This window comes from Stenotrophomonas sp. BIGb0135, assembly GCF_024810105.1.
Classification (GTDB): Bacteria; Pseudomonadota; Gammaproteobacteria; order Xanthomonadales; family Xanthomonadaceae; genus Stenotrophomonas; species Stenotrophomonas maltophilia_AB.
Window position 1 is genome coordinate 23721 of the sequence record NZ_JANUDX010000012.1, and the last position, 17253, is coordinate 40973.

Consider the following 17253-nt stretch of genomic DNA (forward strand, 5'->3'; position numbering starts at 1 on the left):
ATGGCGCAGATCCTGGTCACCGGTGCCTCCGGCTTCATCGGCCACCATGTCGCCCTGCGGTTGGCCGCCGCGGGCCACCGGGTCATCGCCACCGGGCGTGACCGCACACGCCTGCAGACCGGCAACGTCGCGATCGACAGCGTCACGGCCGACCTGGCGAGCGACCCGCTCGATCCGTTGCTTGCCGGCTGCGAGGTCGTCGTGCACTGCGCCGCGCTCTCATCGCCGTGGGGCCGGGCCGAGGATTTCCAGCGCGCGAACGTGACCGCGACGGAGCGGTTGCTCCAGGCCGCGGGACGCCAGCAGGTGCGACGCTTCATCCACCTGGGCTCACCCAGCATCTACTTCCGGTTCGACGACCAGTACGGCCTGGGCGAGGCGTTCGAGCCGCCGGCACGCTGGATCACCGACTATGCGCGCAGCAAGTGGGAATCCGAGTGCCGGGTCCGCGCGGCCGCCGGCCCGCGCATGCAGACGCTGAGCCTGCGCCCGCGCGCGGTGTACGGCGAAGGCGATCGCGCGATCCTGCCGCGCGTGCTGGCCAGCGCCGCGCGCGGCTGGTTTCCGCTGGTCAACGGCGGGCGCGCCCTGATCGACGTCACCCACATCGACAACCTGGTGGCGCTGGTCGCGCACTGCGTGGACGCCGAGCTGCCCGGCGATGGGCGTGCCTACAACGTAAGCAACGGCGCGCCCGTGCAGGTGCGCACGCTGCTGGAAACGCTGTTCGCCGCGCTCGGCATGGAGGTGCGGATGCTGCCGCTGCCGCGCGCGCCCGCCCTGGCACTGGCCACGGTGGCCGAGCAGCTGGCGCGGCTGCGGCCCGGCCAGCCCGAGCCGCGCCTGAGCCGTTACGGCGTCGGTGTGCTCGGCTATTCGCAGACGCTGGACATCGGCCGCGCGCGGCGCGAGCTGGCGTACCAGCCACAGACCGACCTGGGCGCCAGCCTGGCCCGCTACGCCGACTGGTGGAGGGCGCATGGTCACGCTTGAATGGCGACTCTACGAAGCCGGGTACTGCACGCATCCCGAGCGGGCCACCCGCCAGGGCGCGCCCGCGCGTGCCTGCGAGTTTCCTGCGCTGGTGGCGCTGCTGAAGCACCCGACGCTCGGCTGGATCCTGTTCGACACCGGCTATTCCGAGCACTTCCTGCAGGCGACGGCGGCGTTTCCCGAGCGGTTGTACCGCATGGTGACCCCGGTCCACCTGTCGCCACGGGCATCACTGGCCGCCCAACTGCGCCGCGACGGCATCGCCCCCGGCGACATCGCCTGGATCGTGGTATCGCACCTGCATGGCGACCACATCGGCGGCCTGGCGGATTTCCCGCAGGCCCGCGTGGCCTGTTCGCGCGAGGCCTGGGACGACCTGCAGGCACGCACGCGGGTGGGCGCGCTGCGCATCGGCCTGCTGCCGGCGCTGCTGGCATCGTGGAAGGACACCCCGCCGCGGTGGTTCGAGGCACAGGCCAGCGTGCCACTGCCGCCACCGTTGGACGCATTCGAGCGCGGCATCGACCTGTTCGGCGACGCCAGCCTGCTGCTGGTGCCGCTGCCCGGGCATGCCGCCGGCCACTACGGCGCCGTGTTCGATGACGGCCACGGCCCGGTGTTCCTGGTCGCCGATGCCAGCTGGTCGTCGCAGGCGATCCGCGACAACACGCCGCCCCCGGCGCTGGTCACCGCGTGGCTGGGCAGCACCGCCATCTACCGCGACACGCTGGCGCGGCTGCATGCGCTGCACCACGCCGCGCCAGAGGTCCGCCTGGTGCCTTCGCACTGCCCGGAATGGCGCCCGGAGCCGCAGGCATGAGCGGCCGGGTACTGATCCTCGGCGGGCGCGCCCCGGTCGCGCTGGACCATGCGCGCCGCTTCCATCGCCTCGGCTGGCACGTGCAGGTGGCCGACAGCATTCCCTGCCGGCTGACGGGCTGGTCATCGGCGGTGGCCGCGACCCACGCGCTGCACCCGGCGCGTTTCGACGCCCGGGGCTTCGCCCGCGATCTCAACCGCATCGTCCGCGACCAGCGCATCGACCTGGTGCTGCCCACGTGCGAAGAGGCGCTGCACCTTGCACGGCACCGCGCCACCCTGCCGGCATCCCTGCACGTGGCCGTGGACGCCTTCGACACACTGGCCGCCCTGCACAGCAAGTGGGACTTCCTGCGCATCGCCCGGCAGCACGGCATGCCGGTGCCGGACAGCGCCCGCGTGCACACGCTGGCGCAGGCGCGTGAGTGGGCGCAGGGGCGCGCAGTGGTGCTGAAGCCGGAATTCTCGCGCTTCGGCGTGCACGTGCGCCTGTACCCGCAGGGCATTCCCGCCGATGCCGCCGTGCTTCCCGCGCTGGGAGCCTGGGTGGTGCAGGACTACCTCGCCGGCGATGAGCTGTGCAGCTACGCCATCGCCCACCAGGGCCGGCTGCTGGCCCATGCGATCTATCGCCCCACGTATCGGCTTCGCCGCAGTTCCAGCTACTACTTTCATCCCGTGCAGCGGCCTGCAGTGCGGGATGCGGTCGCCGCGCTCGTCCGCGGCACGCACTACAGCGGCCAACTGTCCTTCGACTGGATCGAGGCCGCCGACGGCAGTGCGCGGGCCCTGGAGTGCAATCCGCGCGCGACCAGTGGCCTGCACCTGTTCCCCAGCGACGTCGACCTGCCGGCCGCGCTGCTCGGCGAAGGCGGACTGCGTGAGCCGGTGTCGCCCCGGGCGCGGATGATCGCCGTGCTGATGGCCACGGCGGGCCTGCAGGATGCGTTGACGCGTGGGCAGCCTGGCGCGTGGCGCGCCGACTGGCGGCGCGCCGACGACGTCATCGCCGTCCCCGGCGACCGCCGGCCCCCGCTCGGCAGTCTTCTCGACCTGGCCTCCTACGGCCGGTTGGCGCTGCGCCAGGGCTGCACCCTGCGCGAAGCGGCCACGCGGGACATCGAGTGGGATGGCGAACCGCTGCAGGCCGTGCAGGAATGAACGCAGCGGCCACCGCGGACGCACGCTTCGCGGCCAGCGCACGGGCCTTCGCAGCCCTCCACGCCGGGCCCGGCGCGGGCACGCGGGTACCCAACCTGCATGCGCGCATCGACACCCTGGCCACCGCGGCCGGCGACCTGCCCGTCAGCGTGCATGACGGCCGCGCCGGCGATGCCTGGGTCTGCTCCCCGCGCACCACCTACGCCGACTACGCCGCCGAGGAAGGCGCGCGCTACCTGCCGGCCTGGGCCGCACCGCTGTCGCTGCGCCTGATCGCCTCGCTCGGCGGTTCGCTGCAGTGGAGCGGGATCGACCACGCGGTGTCGATCAACAACTGGCTGCTGTCCACCAACCTGTATCCCGCCCTCGCCCTCGTCGACCCCGCCGCCCTGCTGCAGGAAGCCGTCGCCCGCTGGCCCCGGCACACCGTGTGGTTCCGCTCGCTCAACGCGCACGACAATGCCGATTGGCTGGCGGCGCTGCAGGCCGCCGGTTGCCACCTGGTCACCAGTCGCCAGGTGTATCTGTACGACGATGTCGACCTGCGGGCGTGCCGACACGGCAACCTCAAGGCGGACATGGCGCTGCTGCGCAAGACCCCCTTGCGGCATTGCCGCGACCAGGACGTCACCGACGCCGACTACGCGCGCATCGCCGAGCTCTACGCACTGCTCTACATCGGCAAGCACTCGCGCTTCAATCCCGTGTACGACGCGCAGTTCCTGCGCCTGTGGCACCGCGCCGGCCTGCTCACCTTCGAAGGCTTCCGCAGCGACGACGGCCGCCTGGCCTGCGTGCTGGGCCTGTTCCGGCAGGGCCGCACCGCCACCGCCCCGATCGTCGGCTACGACACCGCGCAGCCGCAGAAGATGGCGCTGTATCGGCTGGCCACCGCGTGCGCCTATCGCGCCTGCCTGGACAACGGCTGGCGCCTGAATTTCAGCGCCGGCGCCGCCGGCTTCAAGCGGCTGCGCGGCGGGGTGCCGGCCATCGAATACAGTGCCGTGTACGCGCGGCACCTGCCCCGGCGCACGCGCACCGCGGTCGCCGCGCTGTCCACCCTCACGTGCCGGCTTGGCACGCCCCTGCTGCGCAGATTCGGCCTATGACCGCCTGGCATCCCTTGTTGTTCACCCACTGGTACGCCGTGGCCCGTTCCGACGAGGTCCGCGCCCGGCCCGTGGCCGTCACCCTGCTGGACACGCACGTGGCGCTGGCACGCACCGAAGGCGGCACGCTGATCGCGCTGGAGGATCGCTGCCCGCACCGCCATGCGCCGCTGTCGGCCGGCTGCGTCAGCGGCGAGCGTCTGGCCTGTCCATACCACGGCTGGTCGTTCGATGCCGACGGACGGCTGTGCGAGGTGCCCGGCCTGCCGTCGGACACCGCACCACCCACTGTCCGCGTGCGCCACTTCGCCACCTGCGAACTCGACGGGTTCATCTGGCTGCGCCCCGGCGATGCCGGCGCCGACCAGCCCCATGCGATGATCCGCGCGACCGACCCGCGCACCCGCCGTTTCCTGTGGCGCACGCGCTGGTCGGCGCACGTGGTCGATGCGATGGAGAACTTCCTGGATCCCCTGCATACGCATTTCATCCATGCCGGACTGGTCCGGCGCGATGGGCAACGCGTGCAGGCCACGGCGCGGTTCAGTCCCACCGACACTGGCTTCACGGTGGACTATCGCGGCATGCCGTCGCAGTCGGGGTTGCTGTATCGGCTGTTCGAATCCGAGCGCACGGCCGAACGTGCCCACTTCGCCGCCCCGGGCAGTGCCCGGCTCGAGTACGGCTACGCCAACGGCAGCCGCGTAGTGATCGACCTGCACTTCACCCCGCGCACGGCCGCGGAGACCGATGTGTTCATCACCCTGCACGTCGAGGGCCGCTGGGCGCCGGCGTGGGCGGTGCGCGTGTTCGCCTGGCCGTTCCTGAAACGGGTGAATGACCAGGACATGGCCATGCTCGGGCTGCAGGCGCGGAACAAACACCGGTTCGGGCAGCGCAAGGGCGCCTCGACCTCGCTCGACATCGTGCGTGGCACGTTGGAGCACTTCTGGACACACGGGGAACTGCCGACGGACGCGCCGGCCCACGACGTACGGATGATGCTCTAGACGCGCACGTGCCGGTCGCAGGACCGGCACGTTGCGCTATCCGATACCGACGGTGGCGTCAGTGCGCCGCCATGTAGATGTCCTGCAGCACCGCCTTTTCCAGCTCCAATTCGCTGAGCAGGTTCTTGACGATATCGCCCAGGCTGAGGATGCCGACCAGCTTGGCGTCCTCGGTCACCATCAGGTGGCGGTGGCGCGAGTAGGTCATCAGCGCCATGGCCTGCTTCAACGTCGCATCCGGCGCAATGCCTTCCAGCCCTGCCGACGGCAAGGTGGCGATGACCCGACGGCCCGCCTGCGGGCCGTCATCGGCCAGGCTGCGCACGATGTCCTTCTCGGAAATGATCCGGACCGGTGCATCGTCCTTCATCACCACCAGGGCAGCGATCTTGTGCGCGCTCATCTTGTGCGCGGCAGCACCGATCGTGTCGTCCACATCGATGGTCACGATGGTTTCTTTCTTGGATTGCAGGAGTTCGCGGACGTTCATTCTTGTTTCCTGTTACAGGTTACTGAAGTCGAGAGATGCGCCTGGTTGCAGCGGGGTCGGCAGCACGGCATGCGCCCGGCCCTCGGTCACTCGATTCTACGACCGCCTCCTGGCCCGGGAGTTTGCAAATCTGGGACAGATCGTCGTTGAAAACCGCTGACGACCCCGAGAATGGCACCGCGGATAAAACCGTCGCTGAATGCCAGCGCCAGGCCCGGCTAAAGTTCAGCCAGGGTCAGCCGCGTGGCGCCTGCACGCCGGTGTCCGGCGCCGGCGCCGCGCCGTCCACCGGCGCCAGGGCACGGCGCATCACGTCCAGGGTCAACACCTGCGGCAACACCTCGCCCTGCTGGTGCGGGCGGTAGAGCACGTACAGCGGGATGCCCGGCGCGTTGTGCGCTTTCAGCAGTTCGCCCACCAGCGGGTCGCTGTGGGTCCAGTCGGCCTTCATGTACACCGTCGCGGTGTCCTGCACCAGGGACTGGAAGCGCTCCGTGCCCAGTACGGTCTGCTCGTTGGCGATGCAGGTGATGCACCAGTCGGCGGTCACGGTGAGCAGCACCTGCCGACCCTCCTGGCGAGCCTGGGCAAGATCGCGGGCGAGGTACGGCGTGGCGCCTGCCAGCTTCGACGGCCGCGTGGCCGCGCCGTCGTCCGTCGGCACGCGCTGCACCATCACGACCGACAGCAGGCTGGCACCAATCACCACCGCCCCCAGCGCCTTGCGCCAGGCCTGGCTGCGCCAGCGGCCCTGTTCGAACAGCCACAGGCCCAGTGCCAGCACCACCGCGGCAACCAGGATGATCGCGACGGCGTCCATGCCTTTCTGGTTCCCCAGCAGCCAGACCAGCCACACGGCCGTGAGCAGCATCGGGAAGGCCAGCAGCACCTTGAGCGTTTCCATCCACGCACCCGGCCGCGGCAGCCAGCGCCCCAGCGCGGGGAAGAAGCCGATCAACAGGAACGGCAGCGCAAGGCCCAGGCCCAGCATCAGGAACACCAGCAACGCCGCGGCCCACGACGCACTGAACGCATACACCAGCGCCGGGCCCATGAAGGGCGCCACGCAGGGGCTGGCAACCACGCAGGCCAGTACGCCCGACCAGAAATCACCGGCATACCCGGTCTTTCCCAGCAACCGCTGTCCGGTGCTGCCGACCGCACCGCCCAGCGTGAACATCCCGGCCAGGCTCAGGCCCACCAGCACCATCAGCCACGCCAGCGCGGCCACGAACGCGGGCTGCTGCAGCTGGAAGCCCCAGCCCAGCACGCTGCCGGTGGAGCGCAGCGCCAGGATGATGGCGCCGATGGCGAGGAAGGACAGCAGCACACCTGCGGTGTAGGCAAGCGCGTGCCGGCGCAGCTGCGCCGGTTGGCTGCCGCTGCCCAGCACCGACAGCACCTTCAATGACAACACCGGCAACACACACGGCATCAGGTTGAGTACCAGCCCACCCAGCAACGCCATGGCCAGGACCGTGCCGAACGCGTCGGGGAGTGCAGGCGCCACCGCCAACGGGGTGGCCTGCGCCACGGTGGTGACCAGCAGCGCGGCAACGGCGAGCAGCAGGCGGAAAACGGGGTGTACCGAACGCATTGGGGTGTCCTGCCATATCGGGAGGCACTGCGCGGGTCGAGACGATCCAGCGCAGCGCGGGCCAACCACCGTAGTGGGAGCGCCCTGGCAGGTCATTGCAACAAGTACGAAAAGCACGCGGCCGCACTGCGCGGCCGTCGTGTGTCCAGGCATCGATGACGGCAGGCCAGGCTGGCCTGCGCGTCCTGGGGTTACTCCACCGTTACGCTCTTGGCCAGGTTGCGCGGCTTGTCCACGTCGGTGCCGCGTGCCAGCGCGGTGTGGTAGGCCAGCAGCTGCACCGGGATGGTGTGCACCACCGGGCTGAGCACGCCGGCATGGCGCGGGGTGCGGATGACGTGCACGCCCTCGGACTCGGCGAAGTTGCTGTCCTGGTCGGCGAACACGAACAGCTCGCCGCCGCGCGCACGCACTTCCTGCATGTTGGACTTGACCTTCTCCAGCAGGCTGTCGTTCGGCGCGATCACCACCACCGGCATGTCTTCGTCGACCAACGCCAGCGGGCCATGCTTGAGCTCGCCGGCCGGGTAGGCCTCGGCGTGGATGTAGGTGATCTCTTTCAGCTTGAGCGCGCCTTCCAGCGCGATCGGGTAATGCAGGCCGCGACCGAGGAACAGCGCGCTGCTCTTGCGCGCGAAGCGTTCGGCCCAGGCGGCGATCTGCGGTTCCATGTTGAGCGCGTGCTGCACGCTGCCCGGCAGGAAGCGCAGCTGCTCCAGGTACGCCGCTTCCTGCGCGGCGTCCACGCGGCCGTGCAGCTTGCCCAGCACCACGGTCAACTGGAACAACGCCGCCAGCTGGGTGGTGAAGGCCTTGGTCGAGGCCACGCCGATCTCGGCGCCGGCGCGGGTGTAGCAGACCAGCTCGCTGGCGCGCGGGATCGCGCTTTCCGGCACGTTGCAGATCGACAGCGTGTGCAGGTGGCCCAGCGACTTGGCGTACTTCAGCGCCTCCATCGTGTCCAGGGTTTCACCGGACTGGGAGATGGTGACGATGAGGTGCCTGGGGTTTGCATACGCGGCGCGGTAGCGGTACTCGCTGGCGATCTCCACGCTGCACGGCAGGCCGGAGATGGATTCGATCCAGTAGCGCGCGGTCAGGCCAGCGTAATAACTGGTGCCGCACGCGAGGATCTGCACGCCCTCGATGCCGGCCAGCACGCGTTCGGCGTTCTTGCCGAACAGCTCGGCCGGGAAGCCACCGGCGTCGATCGCCGCCTCGATGGTGTCGCCCAGCGCGCGCGGCTGCTCGTGGATTTCTTTCTGCATGAAATGGCGGTACGGGCCCAATTCCAGCGACGCCAGCGACACGTCGGACAGGTGCACGCCACGGTCCACCGGCTGGTTGTGCTCGTCGTACACCTGCACGCCGTCGCGGCGCACGTCGGCGGTGTCGCCCTCTTCCAGGAAGATCACCCGGCGCGTGGCCGAGATGATCGCCGAGACGTCCGAGGCGACGAAGTTCTCGCCCTCGCCCAGGCCGACCAGCAGCGGGCAGCCCATGCGCGCGCAGACGAAATGGTCCGGCTCGGCACGGCTCATCACCGCCAGCGCGTAGGCGCCGGTCAGTTCCTTCACGGTGCGCTGCAGCGCCGCCAGCAGGCTGTCGCCGCCCTTGAGGTGGTGGTGCATCAGGTGCGCGATGACTTCGGTGTCGGTCTGCGACTCGAACACATAGCCCAGCGCGCGCAGCTTCTCGCGCTGTTCCTCATGGTTCTCGATGATGCCGTTGTGGACCAGGGCCACGCCGTGGCTGATGTGCGGGTGGGCATTGGCCTCGGTCACCCCACCATGCGTTGCCCAGCGGGTGTGGCCGATGCCGAGCATGGCGTCGAAGCCTTCGCTGGCGGCGGCCTTCTCCATCTCGGCCACGCGGCCGGTGCGGCGCACGCGGCGCACGTCCGGCTGGACCTGGCGCTGGTCGAGCACGGCGATGCCGGAGGAATCGTAACCGCGATATTCCAGTCGCTTCAGGCCTTCGATGAGGACCGGTACCACGTCGCGATCGGCGATCGCTCCCACAATGCCGCACATAGATTCTGACCCCAGGTATCGAGCCTCGCATTCTAGCGTGGCGCCCACGCCCGGGACGCCGCTGTCCGCTTAACGAAAGTGTCCGGGCCGCTGTCCGCGGACACCCGGACAGCGCGGGCACCCGCGCAAGCCCTTGATTTGACAGACACAAAACTTGGCACGGGATCTGCTTGGTACACCGCAACCCAACCGCGAACGAGCCCGATGATCCGCGACACTTCCGCCCAGGACCAGACCCTCTCCGTTGCCGGCACGGCAGCCCCGTGGAAGCGCTGGCTGTGGCCGGGCCTGGCCGCGCTGGTGGTCCTGCTCGCGATCGGCTTCGCCGCCCGCGCCTGGCTCGGCGCGAGCCGTTCCTTCGACGCCAGCCGCGTGCGCGTGGCCGAGGTCAAGCGCGGCGACCTGGTGCGCGACATCGCCGCCGACGGCCGCGTGATCGCGGCCAACAGCCCGATCCTGTATGCGATCTCCGCCGGTACGGTGGACCTCAAGGTCGTGGCCGGCGACGTGGTCAAGAAGGGCCAGGAGCTGGCGGTGATCGACAGCCCGGAGCTGCGCAGCAAGCTGGCCCAGGAACAGGCCACCCTGGCCGGCCTGGAAGCCGAAGCCAGCCGGGCCAACCTGGATGCCACGCTGGCGCGGGCCAAGTCGCGCAAGGAAACCGACCAGGCCAGCATCGAACGCCAGGCCGCCGACCGCGACCTGCAGCGCTACCAGCGCGGTTTCGACGGCGGCGCCGTGCCGCAGATCGACCTGGCCAAGGCCACCGACACGCTGAAGAAGGCCGACATCCAGCTGGCCAACGCGCAGACCGATGCGCGCCTGCAGGGCCAGGGCGCGGACCTGGACGCGCGCAACAAGCACCTGCTGGCCGAGCGCCAGAAGGCGGTGGTGGCCGAGGTCCAGCGCCAAGTGGATGCGCTGACCCTGCGCGCACCGTTCGACGGCCAGGTCGGCCAGGTGCAGGCCACCCAGCACACCAACGTGGTCGCCAACGCGCCCATCCTGGGCGTGGTCGACCTGTCGCGCTTCGAGATCGAGATCAAGGTGCCGGAGAGCTTCGCCCGCGACCTGGCCATCGGCATTCCGGCGCAGCTGACCAGCGGCAACGGCCAGCCGTTCCCCGGCGAGATCAGCGCGGTCTCCCCGGAAGTGGTGGCCGGTGAGGTCAACGCCCGCATCCGCTTCTCGGACAAGCAGCCGCAGGGCCTGCGCCAGAGCCAGCGCATGCAGGCACGGGTGGTGCTCGATACCCGCCGCAACGTGCTCAAGGTCGAGCGCGGCCCGTTCGTCGAACAGGGCAACGGCCAGGCCTACGTCATGAACGGCAGCACCGCGGTGCGCCGCCCGGTCAAGCTCGGCGTCAGCAGCCTGGGCGAAGTGGAAATCCTCTCTGGCCTGCAACCCGGCGATCGCGTCGTGGTGTCCGGCAGCGATCTGTTCGGCGATGCCGAGCAGGTCTCCCTCAACTGATACTCCCAACGAACTGCAAAGGAAAACAGCCATGCTCGAGATGCGCTCGGTCGCCAAAGTGTTCCGCACCGAACAGGTGGAAACCCATGCCCTGCGGTCGCTCGACCTGCACGTGCGCGAAGGCGAGTTCGTGGCCGTGACCGGTCCGTCCGGCTCGGGCAAGACCACCTTCCTCAACATCGCCGGCCTGCTGGAAACGTTCACCAGCGGCACCTACCTGCTCGATGGCCAGGACGTCAGCACGCTCGGCGACGATGCACGCAGCCGCCTGCGCAACCAGAAGATCGGCTTCATCTTCCAGGGCTTCAACCTGATCTCCGACCTCAACCTGTTCGACAACGTCGACGTGCCGCTGCGCTACCGGGGCATGCCGGCCGCCGAGCGCAAGCAGCGCATCGAGAAGGCGCTCGGCCAGGTCGGCCTGGGCTCGCGCATGAAGCACTACCCGGCCGAGCTGTCCGGCGGCCAGCAGCAGCGCGCGGCCATCGCACGCGCGCTCGCGGGCAGCCCGCGCCTGCTGCTGGCCGACGAACCCACCGGCAACCTGGACAGCCAGATGGCCCGTGGCGTGATGGAACTGCTGGAGGAGATCAACGCCGCCGGCACCACCATCGTGATGGTCACCCATGACCCCGAGCTGGCCGCCCGTGCCCAGCGCAACGTGCACATCGTCGATGGCCAGGCCACCGACCTGGTGCGTGAGCCGGTGCTGGCCACCCCGCGCGCTGTTGTCGCCACCGCCAACGACTGAGGCCCACCATGCTCGCCTACTATTTTCGACTGGCGCTGCGCAGCTTCCGGCGCAACAAGATACTGACCGCGCTGATGGTGATCGCCATCGGCCTGGGCATCGGCGCGTCGATGACCACGCTCACCGTGTTCCACGTGCTGTCCGGCGATCCCATCCCGCAGAAGAGCGACCGCCTGTTCGCCGTGCAGGTCGACCCGCGGCCGATGCTCGGCTACCAGGCCGGCGAAGAGCCGGAGGACCAGGTGACCCGCTTCGACGGCGAAGCACTGCTGCGCGAGCGGCAGGCCAAGCGCCAGGCGCTGATGACCGGCGGCGGCGTGACGGTGGAACCGGACAAGGCCTCGCTGCGCCCGTTCGACACCGACGCGCGCTACACCTCCACCGACTTCTTCGCGATGTTCGACACGCCCTTCCAGTATGGCCGTGGCTGGCCGGTCGCCGATGACGATGGCCATGCCCGGGTCGCGGTGATCTCGCACACGCTCAACCAGAAGCTGTTCGATGGCGCCGACAGCACCGGCAAGGCGATCCGGATGGACGGCAACACGTTCACCGTGGTCGGCGTGCTCGACGAGTGGAACCCGAACCCGCACTTCTACGACCTGGAAACCGGGCGCTACGGCAGCAGCGAAGACGTCTACCTGCCCTTCTCCACGGCGATGGATCTCAAGCTCGGCCGCAATGGCAACATGAACTGCTGGGGCAACAGCAACGGCGATGAGACCGCGGTCAACGCCCCCTGCACCTGGCTGCAGTACTGGGTGGAACTGCCCTCGGCCAGCGACGCGGCGGACTACCGCGCCTACCTGGAAAACTACTCGTCGCAGCAGAAGGCCGCGGGTCGCTTCCAGCGCCCGTCCAACGTGCGCCTGCGCAACGTGATGGAGTGGCTGGACTACAAGCAGGTGGTGCCCAGCGACGTACGCCTGCAGTTGTGGCTGGCGATGGGCTTCCTGCTGGTCTGCCTGATCAACACCGTGGGCCTGCTGCTGGCCAAGTTCCTGCGTCGCAGCGGCGAGATCGGCGTGCGCCGCGCCCTCGGCGCCAGCCGTGGGCAGATCTTCCTGCAGTCGCTGGTGGAAGCCGGCACGGTCGGCCTGGCCGGTGGCCTGCTCGGCCTGGTACTGGCCTTGATCGGACTGTACGCGGTGCGCCAGCAGCCGGTGGACTACGCCAAGTTGGCCACCCTGGATGGACAGATGCTGCTGCTGACCCTGGGCCTGACCCTGATCGCCAGCCTGCTGGCCGGGTTCCTGCCGGCGCTGCGCGCCATGCAGGTCACGCCCGCCATCCAACTCAAAACGCAGTAAGGATCCGGAGCACATCATGGATATCCGTCCCATCCTCACCACGCTGCGCCGGCACAAGACCGCCGCCGCCTTGATCGTGCTGGAAATCGCACTCACCTGCGCGATCGTCTGCAACGCGCTGTTCCTGATCGGGCAGCGCATCGACACCATCAGCCAGCCCAGCGGCATCGCCGAGAAAGAGCTGCTGGAGGTGCGCCTGGGTGGCATCGGCAAGCAGGTCAACGTCGAGGCCCGCACCCGCGAGGACCTGGCGGCGCTGCGCGGCATCCCCGGGGTGAAGAGCGCGGTGGCGATCAACCAGCTGCCGTTCCGCCGCAACTCCTGGAACAGCAGCCTGTCGCGCGTTCCCGACCAGGAGCGCCCGACGCTGAGCGCCGCACAGTACTTCGCCCGCGAAGGCACGCTGGACACGCTGGGCGTCGAGTTGATCGCCGGCGCCGACTTCCAGCCCGGCGAATACCGCGAATACGACGAGGTGGCCAACGACCCCGAATCGGAAACCAAGGGCAGCTCGGTGATCCTGAGCAAGTCCGCCGCCGACAAGCTGTATCCCGACGGCGACGCGCTGGGCAAGACCGTCTACAGCGGGCGCATGCCGCTGCGGGTGACCGGCGTGGTCAAGGAACTGGGCCGTCCCAGCCGGGTCGAGGGCAACACCCAGCACTCGATGATGCTGCCGGTGCGCATGTCCTACGACATGGGCTTCTACCTGATCAGGGTCACCGATCCGGCGCGCCGCGATGAGGTCCTCAAGGCCGCCGTGGCCGCGCTGGAACGGGTGGACTCCAGCCGCCTGGTACGCGCCAAGGTCACCTATGAGGAAACCCGCAACAAGTACTTCGCCAACGATCGGGCGATGGTCGGCCTGCTGATCACCGTCTGCGTGGCACTGCTGGTGGTGACCGCACTGGGCATCGTCGGCCTGGCCAGCTTCTGGGTGCAGCAGCGCACCAAGCAGATCGGCATCCGGCGTGCGCTGGGCGCCACCCGCGGGCAGATCCTGCGCTACTTCCAGACCGAGAACTTCCTGCTGGCCACGGTCGGCATCGTGCTCGGCATGTTGATGGCCTACACGATCAACCTGTACCTGATGAACAACTACGAGCTGCCGCGCATGCCCATCAGCTACCTGCCAATCGGCGCGGTGCTGCTGTGGCTGCTCGGCCAGATCGCCGTCTTCGGCCCGGCCCGTCGTGCCGCCGCCGTTCCTCCCGCCGTCGCCACCCGGAGTGCCTGATATGCGCAAGACCGTCCTCTCCACCCTCGTACTGTCCTTCCTGCTGGCCAGCGCCCCCGCGCTGGCCGCCACCACCCCCACCACCACCGAGACCGGGCGCCTGGAATGGCGCGAAGGCGACCATCACCTGGTCGTGGATGCCAGCCAGGGCATCGTCCGCGTCACCACCACCGAGCCGGCCAACTACTTCGGCGCGCGCAGCGGCGACCGGATCCTGCGCATCGACGGCAAGCCGGTGCGCAGCATCGACGACCTCACCGGCTACCTGGCCGCCAGCAGCCGGTCGCAGGTCCCGATGACGGTGCTGCGCAAGGGCAACCAGGTGACCGTCAGCATCGACCCGGCGGCATGGGGCAAGGTGCTGCCGCCCGCCCCGCCGGCTCCCCCGGCACCGCCGCCGCCGCCGCCGCGCCCGGGCACCTGAGCCTGCACGCAGGGCCGGCTGCCCGCCGGCCCTGCGCTCCGGTACTCTCTGCCTGTCCACATTCCCTCTTTCCTGCCGACGCATGCCTTCGATCCTGATCATTGACGACAACGCCAGCGTCGGCACCGCACTGGACGTGCTGTTTTCGCTGCACGACATCGACACGCTGCACGCGCTGTCGCCGGACGCCGGGCTGGCGCTGCTGGAGCAGCAGCCGGTGGACCTGGTGATCCAGGACATGAACTTCACCGAGGACACCACCTCCGGCGAGGAAGGCGAGGCCCTGTTCGGCAAGATCCGCGCACGTCATCCCGACCTGCCGGTGATCCTGCTGACCGCGTGGACCCACCTGAGCAGCGCGGTGGACCTGGTCCGCGCCGGTGCCGCCGACTACCTGGCCAAGCCCTGGGACGACCGCAAGCTGCTGGTGACGGTCAACAACCTGCTGGAACTGTCCGAGACCCGCCGCGAGCTGGACCGCCGCCGCGACCGCGAGCAACGCGAGCGCTCGGCGCTGGAAGCCCGCTATGACCTGCGCGGCGCGGTCGTGGCCGACCCGGCCAGCGAACGGGTGGTGAACCTGGCCTGCCAGGTCGCGCGCTCGGCACTGCCGGTGTTGATCACCGGCCCCAACGGCGCCGGCAAGGAGAAGATCGCCGAGATCATCCAGGCCAATTCGCTGGTGGCCAAGGGGGCGTTCGTCGCGCTCAACTGCGGCGCCATTCCCGCCGAGCTGATCGAGGCCGAGCTGTTCGGCAGCGAGGCCGGCGCCTATACCGGCGCCAACAAGGCGCGCGAGGGCAAGTTCGAGGCCGCCGATGGCGGCACGCTGTTCCTCGATGAAATCGGCAACCTGTCGCTGGGCGGGCAGATGAAGCTGCTGCGCGTGCTCGAAACCGGGCGCTTCGAGCGGCTCGGCTCCAACCGCGAGCGCCAGGTCAAGGTGCGGGTGATCAGCGCCACCAATGCCGACCTGCCCGCGATGATCCGCGACGGGCAGTTCCGCGAAGATCTCTACTACCGGCTCAACACCGTGGAGCTTGCGCTGCCGCCGCTGGCCGAACGCCCCGGCGACATCCTGCCGCTGGCCGAACGCTTCCTGGAGGGCGACAAGCCGCTGTCGACCGCGGCCGCCACCGCCCTGCAACGGCATGCGTGGCCGGGCAACGTGCGCGAACTGCGCAACGTGCTGCAGCGCGCCGAGTTGCTCGCCGCCGGCCCACGCATCGAGGTGGCCGACCTCAACCTGCCGCGTGCCGCCAGCGCACCGCGCCCGGCCAGCCCGGCCGCCGACCCGGACCGCAGCCACATCGAGGCGGCGCTGGCCCGCAACCACGGCATCATCGCCCAGACCGCCGCCGAACTCGGGCTGAGCCGCCAGGCGCTGTACCGGCGCATGGACCGCCACGGCATCCCCCGCGAATGAAGCGAGGCTCGTTCACCCTCCGTCTGTTCCTGCGCCTGCTGCCGGTGCTGGCGCTGGCGGCGGCATTCCCGTGGTACCTGGCCTATTGGCTGGACCACGGCTGGCTGATCACCCTGGTCTCGGCGGTCGTGCTGCTGTCGCTGATGTGGTGGAGCCTGCGCCGCGCCACCGCGCCGGTACGCTCGCTGCTGCGCGCGTTGTCGGGCACCACCAGCAGCTACCGCGACGGCGAATACAACTTCGGCGTGTACTGGCCGGGCAACGATGAACTCGGCGACCTGGTCAAGGCGCATCGCGAGCTCGGCGACGTGCTGCGCGAGCAGCGCCAGGGCCTGGTCCAGCGCGAACTGTTGCTGGACACCATGGTGCAGAACACCCCGGTGTCGATGCTGCTGCTGGCCAATGGCGGCGATGGCGTCCAGCGGGTGGTGTTCTCCAACCTGGCTGCGCGCCGCCTGCTGCACAACGGCTGGAAACTGGAAGGCCAGCGCATGCAGGACGTGCTGGAGACCATGCCGGTGGAACTGCGTGATGCGATCGTGCGCGGGGGCGACAGCCTGTTCGCCGTGCGTGCCGAGGACAGCGACGATGAAGAGGACGAGCAGGTCTACCACCTGTCGCGGCGCAACTTCCATCTCAATGGCCGCCCGCACGACCTGCTGCTGATCCGCCTGCTGACCGCCGAACTGCGCCGCCAGGAAGTGCAGACCTGGAAGAAGGTGATCCGGGTGATCAGCCACGAGCTCAACAACTCACTGGCACCGATCGCCTCGCTGGCCCATTCCGGTGGCGAGCTGGTACGACGTGGCAAGACCGAGCGCCTGGAAGAAGTGTTTACCACCATCGAGGACCGCGCCCGGCACCTGGAGGGCTTCATCCGCGGCTATGCGCGTTTCGCCAAGCTGCCGCAGCCGCAACTGCAGAACGTGCAGTGGCTGCAGTTCCTGACCAGCCTGCAGCACCAGATCCCCTTCCGCATGGAGGGGATCAGCGACGACGTGCACAGCCGGGTCGATATCGCCCAGCTGGGCCAGGCGCTGTTGAACCTGCTCAAGAACGCGCACGAAGCCTGCGGCGAAGCCGAACCGCCCAACGACGACGTCCAGGTGCGGCTGACCCGGCTGCCGCAGTGGCTGCGCCTGGAAGTGCTGGACCGCGGCCGGGGCATGAACGAGGCGGTGCTGCAGAATGCGTTGATGCCGTTCTATTCGACCAAGCGCAATGGCACCGGGCTCGGGCTGGCGCTCACCCGAGAAATCGTCGAAGCCCACGGCGGCCGCATCTCGCTGCAGAACCGCCGCGAAGGCGGCCTGTGCGTGGCGATCTTCCTGCCCAGCGCCTGACGCGCGGCTGGCAGCCGCGCGGCGGCATGCCCCGGGAGGGCCGGCCGCTGGCCGGCAACCGCCTCAATCCGGCATCG

The 17253-nt window shown here is 69.4% G+C and carries 15 protein-coding genes; 12 read left to right on the forward strand and 3 right to left on the reverse strand.

The genetic code is table 11. The features are described 5' to 3' along the window. From M2421_RS18615 to M2421_RS18635, 5 genes are read left to right on the forward strand one after another with little or no spacing between them, the layout of a single operon-like run. A complete protein-coding gene (locus tag M2421_RS18615; RefSeq protein ID WP_259209616.1) occupies window positions 1–993 on the forward strand; it encodes an NAD(P)-dependent oxidoreductase in 993 nt (330 codons plus the stop codon). Beyond that, window positions 980–1813: an MBL fold metallo-hydrolase gene (locus M2421_RS18620; RefSeq protein WP_259209617.1), complete on the forward strand. Its 834-nt coding sequence runs from the start codon at window positions 980–982 to the stop codon at window positions 1811–1813. The genes M2421_RS18615 and M2421_RS18620 overlap by 14 nt, the downstream gene beginning before the upstream one ends. Continuing rightward, window positions 1810–2973 carry an ATP-grasp domain-containing protein gene (locus tag M2421_RS18625; protein WP_259209619.1) on the forward strand — a complete coding sequence of 388 codons (1164 nt, stop codon included), beginning with the start codon at window positions 1810–1812 and terminating at the stop codon, window positions 2971–2973. The genes M2421_RS18620 and M2421_RS18625 overlap by 4 nt, the downstream gene beginning before the upstream one ends. After that, window positions 2970–4082: a GNAT family N-acetyltransferase gene (locus M2421_RS18630; RefSeq protein ID WP_259209621.1), complete on the forward strand. Its 1113-nt coding sequence runs from the start codon at window positions 2970–2972 to the stop codon at window positions 4080–4082. The genes M2421_RS18625 and M2421_RS18630 overlap by 4 nt, the downstream gene beginning before the upstream one ends. Continuing rightward, a complete protein-coding gene (locus M2421_RS18635) occupies window positions 4079–5092 on the forward strand; it encodes an aromatic ring-hydroxylating dioxygenase subunit alpha (RefSeq protein ID WP_259209623.1) in 1014 nt (337 codons plus the stop codon). The genes M2421_RS18630 and M2421_RS18635 overlap by 4 nt, the downstream gene beginning before the upstream one ends. 58 nt (window positions 5093–5150) lie before the next feature. On the opposite strand, the gene M2421_RS18640 is transcribed toward M2421_RS18635, so the two are convergent. From M2421_RS18640 to glmS, 3 genes are all read right to left on the reverse strand, one after another. Continuing rightward, complete coding sequence (locus tag M2421_RS18640; protein ID WP_259209626.1) at window positions 5151–5582, reverse strand: CBS domain-containing protein; 432 nt, start codon at window positions 5580–5582, stop codon at window positions 5151–5153. A 235-nt stretch (window positions 5583–5817) separates the two neighbouring features. After that, entirely contained in the window at window positions 5818–7179 is a 1362-nt protein-coding gene (locus M2421_RS18645; RefSeq protein ID WP_259209627.1) for a thioredoxin family protein, read from the reverse strand. A 191-nt stretch (window positions 7180–7370) separates the two neighbouring features. Next, window positions 7371–9212 (reverse strand): glutamine--fructose-6-phosphate transaminase (isomerizing), encoded by a 1842-nt coding sequence (gene glmS, locus M2421_RS18650; protein ID WP_259209629.1) that lies wholly within the window; start codon window positions 9210–9212, stop codon window positions 7371–7373. 204 nt (window positions 9213–9416) lie between these two features. Here glmS and M2421_RS18655 point away from each other — a divergent pair, with 204 nt between their 5' ends. From M2421_RS18655 to M2421_RS18685, 7 genes are all read left to right on the forward strand, one after another. Beyond that, window positions 9417–10685 (forward strand): efflux RND transporter periplasmic adaptor subunit, encoded by a 1269-nt coding sequence (locus M2421_RS18655; protein ID WP_259209631.1) that lies wholly within the window; start codon window positions 9417–9419, stop codon window positions 10683–10685. A gap of 31 nt (window positions 10686–10716) precedes the next feature. Next, window positions 10717–11436 carry an ABC transporter ATP-binding protein gene (locus tag M2421_RS18660; RefSeq protein WP_259209633.1) on the forward strand — a complete coding sequence of 240 codons (720 nt, stop codon included), beginning with the start codon at window positions 10717–10719 and terminating at the stop codon, window positions 11434–11436. A gap of 8 nt (window positions 11437–11444) precedes the next feature. Then, window positions 11445–12746, forward strand: a complete 1302-nt coding sequence (locus M2421_RS18665) for an ABC transporter permease (protein WP_259209635.1) — start codon at window positions 11445–11447, stop codon at window positions 12744–12746. A gap of 16 nt (window positions 12747–12762) precedes the next feature. Beyond that, on the forward strand, window positions 12763–13983 hold the full coding sequence (locus M2421_RS18670; protein WP_259209637.1) for an FtsX-like permease family protein: 1221 nt from the start codon (window positions 12763–12765) through the stop codon (window positions 13981–13983). A 1-nt stretch (window position 13984) separates the two neighbouring features. Next, window positions 13985–14407 (forward strand): PDZ domain-containing protein, encoded by a 423-nt coding sequence (locus M2421_RS18675; protein WP_259209639.1) that lies wholly within the window; start codon window positions 13985–13987, stop codon window positions 14405–14407. An 82-nt stretch (window positions 14408–14489) separates the two neighbouring features. After that, window positions 14490–15833: a sigma-54 dependent transcriptional regulator gene (locus tag M2421_RS18680; RefSeq protein WP_259209640.1), complete on the forward strand. Its 1344-nt coding sequence runs from the start codon at window positions 14490–14492 to the stop codon at window positions 15831–15833. Beyond that, on the forward strand, window positions 15830–17176 hold the full coding sequence (locus M2421_RS18685; protein WP_259209642.1) for an ATP-binding protein: 1347 nt from the start codon (window positions 15830–15832) through the stop codon (window positions 17174–17176). Before M2421_RS18680 ends, M2421_RS18685 begins: the two co-directional genes overlap by 4 nt. Window positions 17177–17253: the final 77 nt, after the last annotated feature.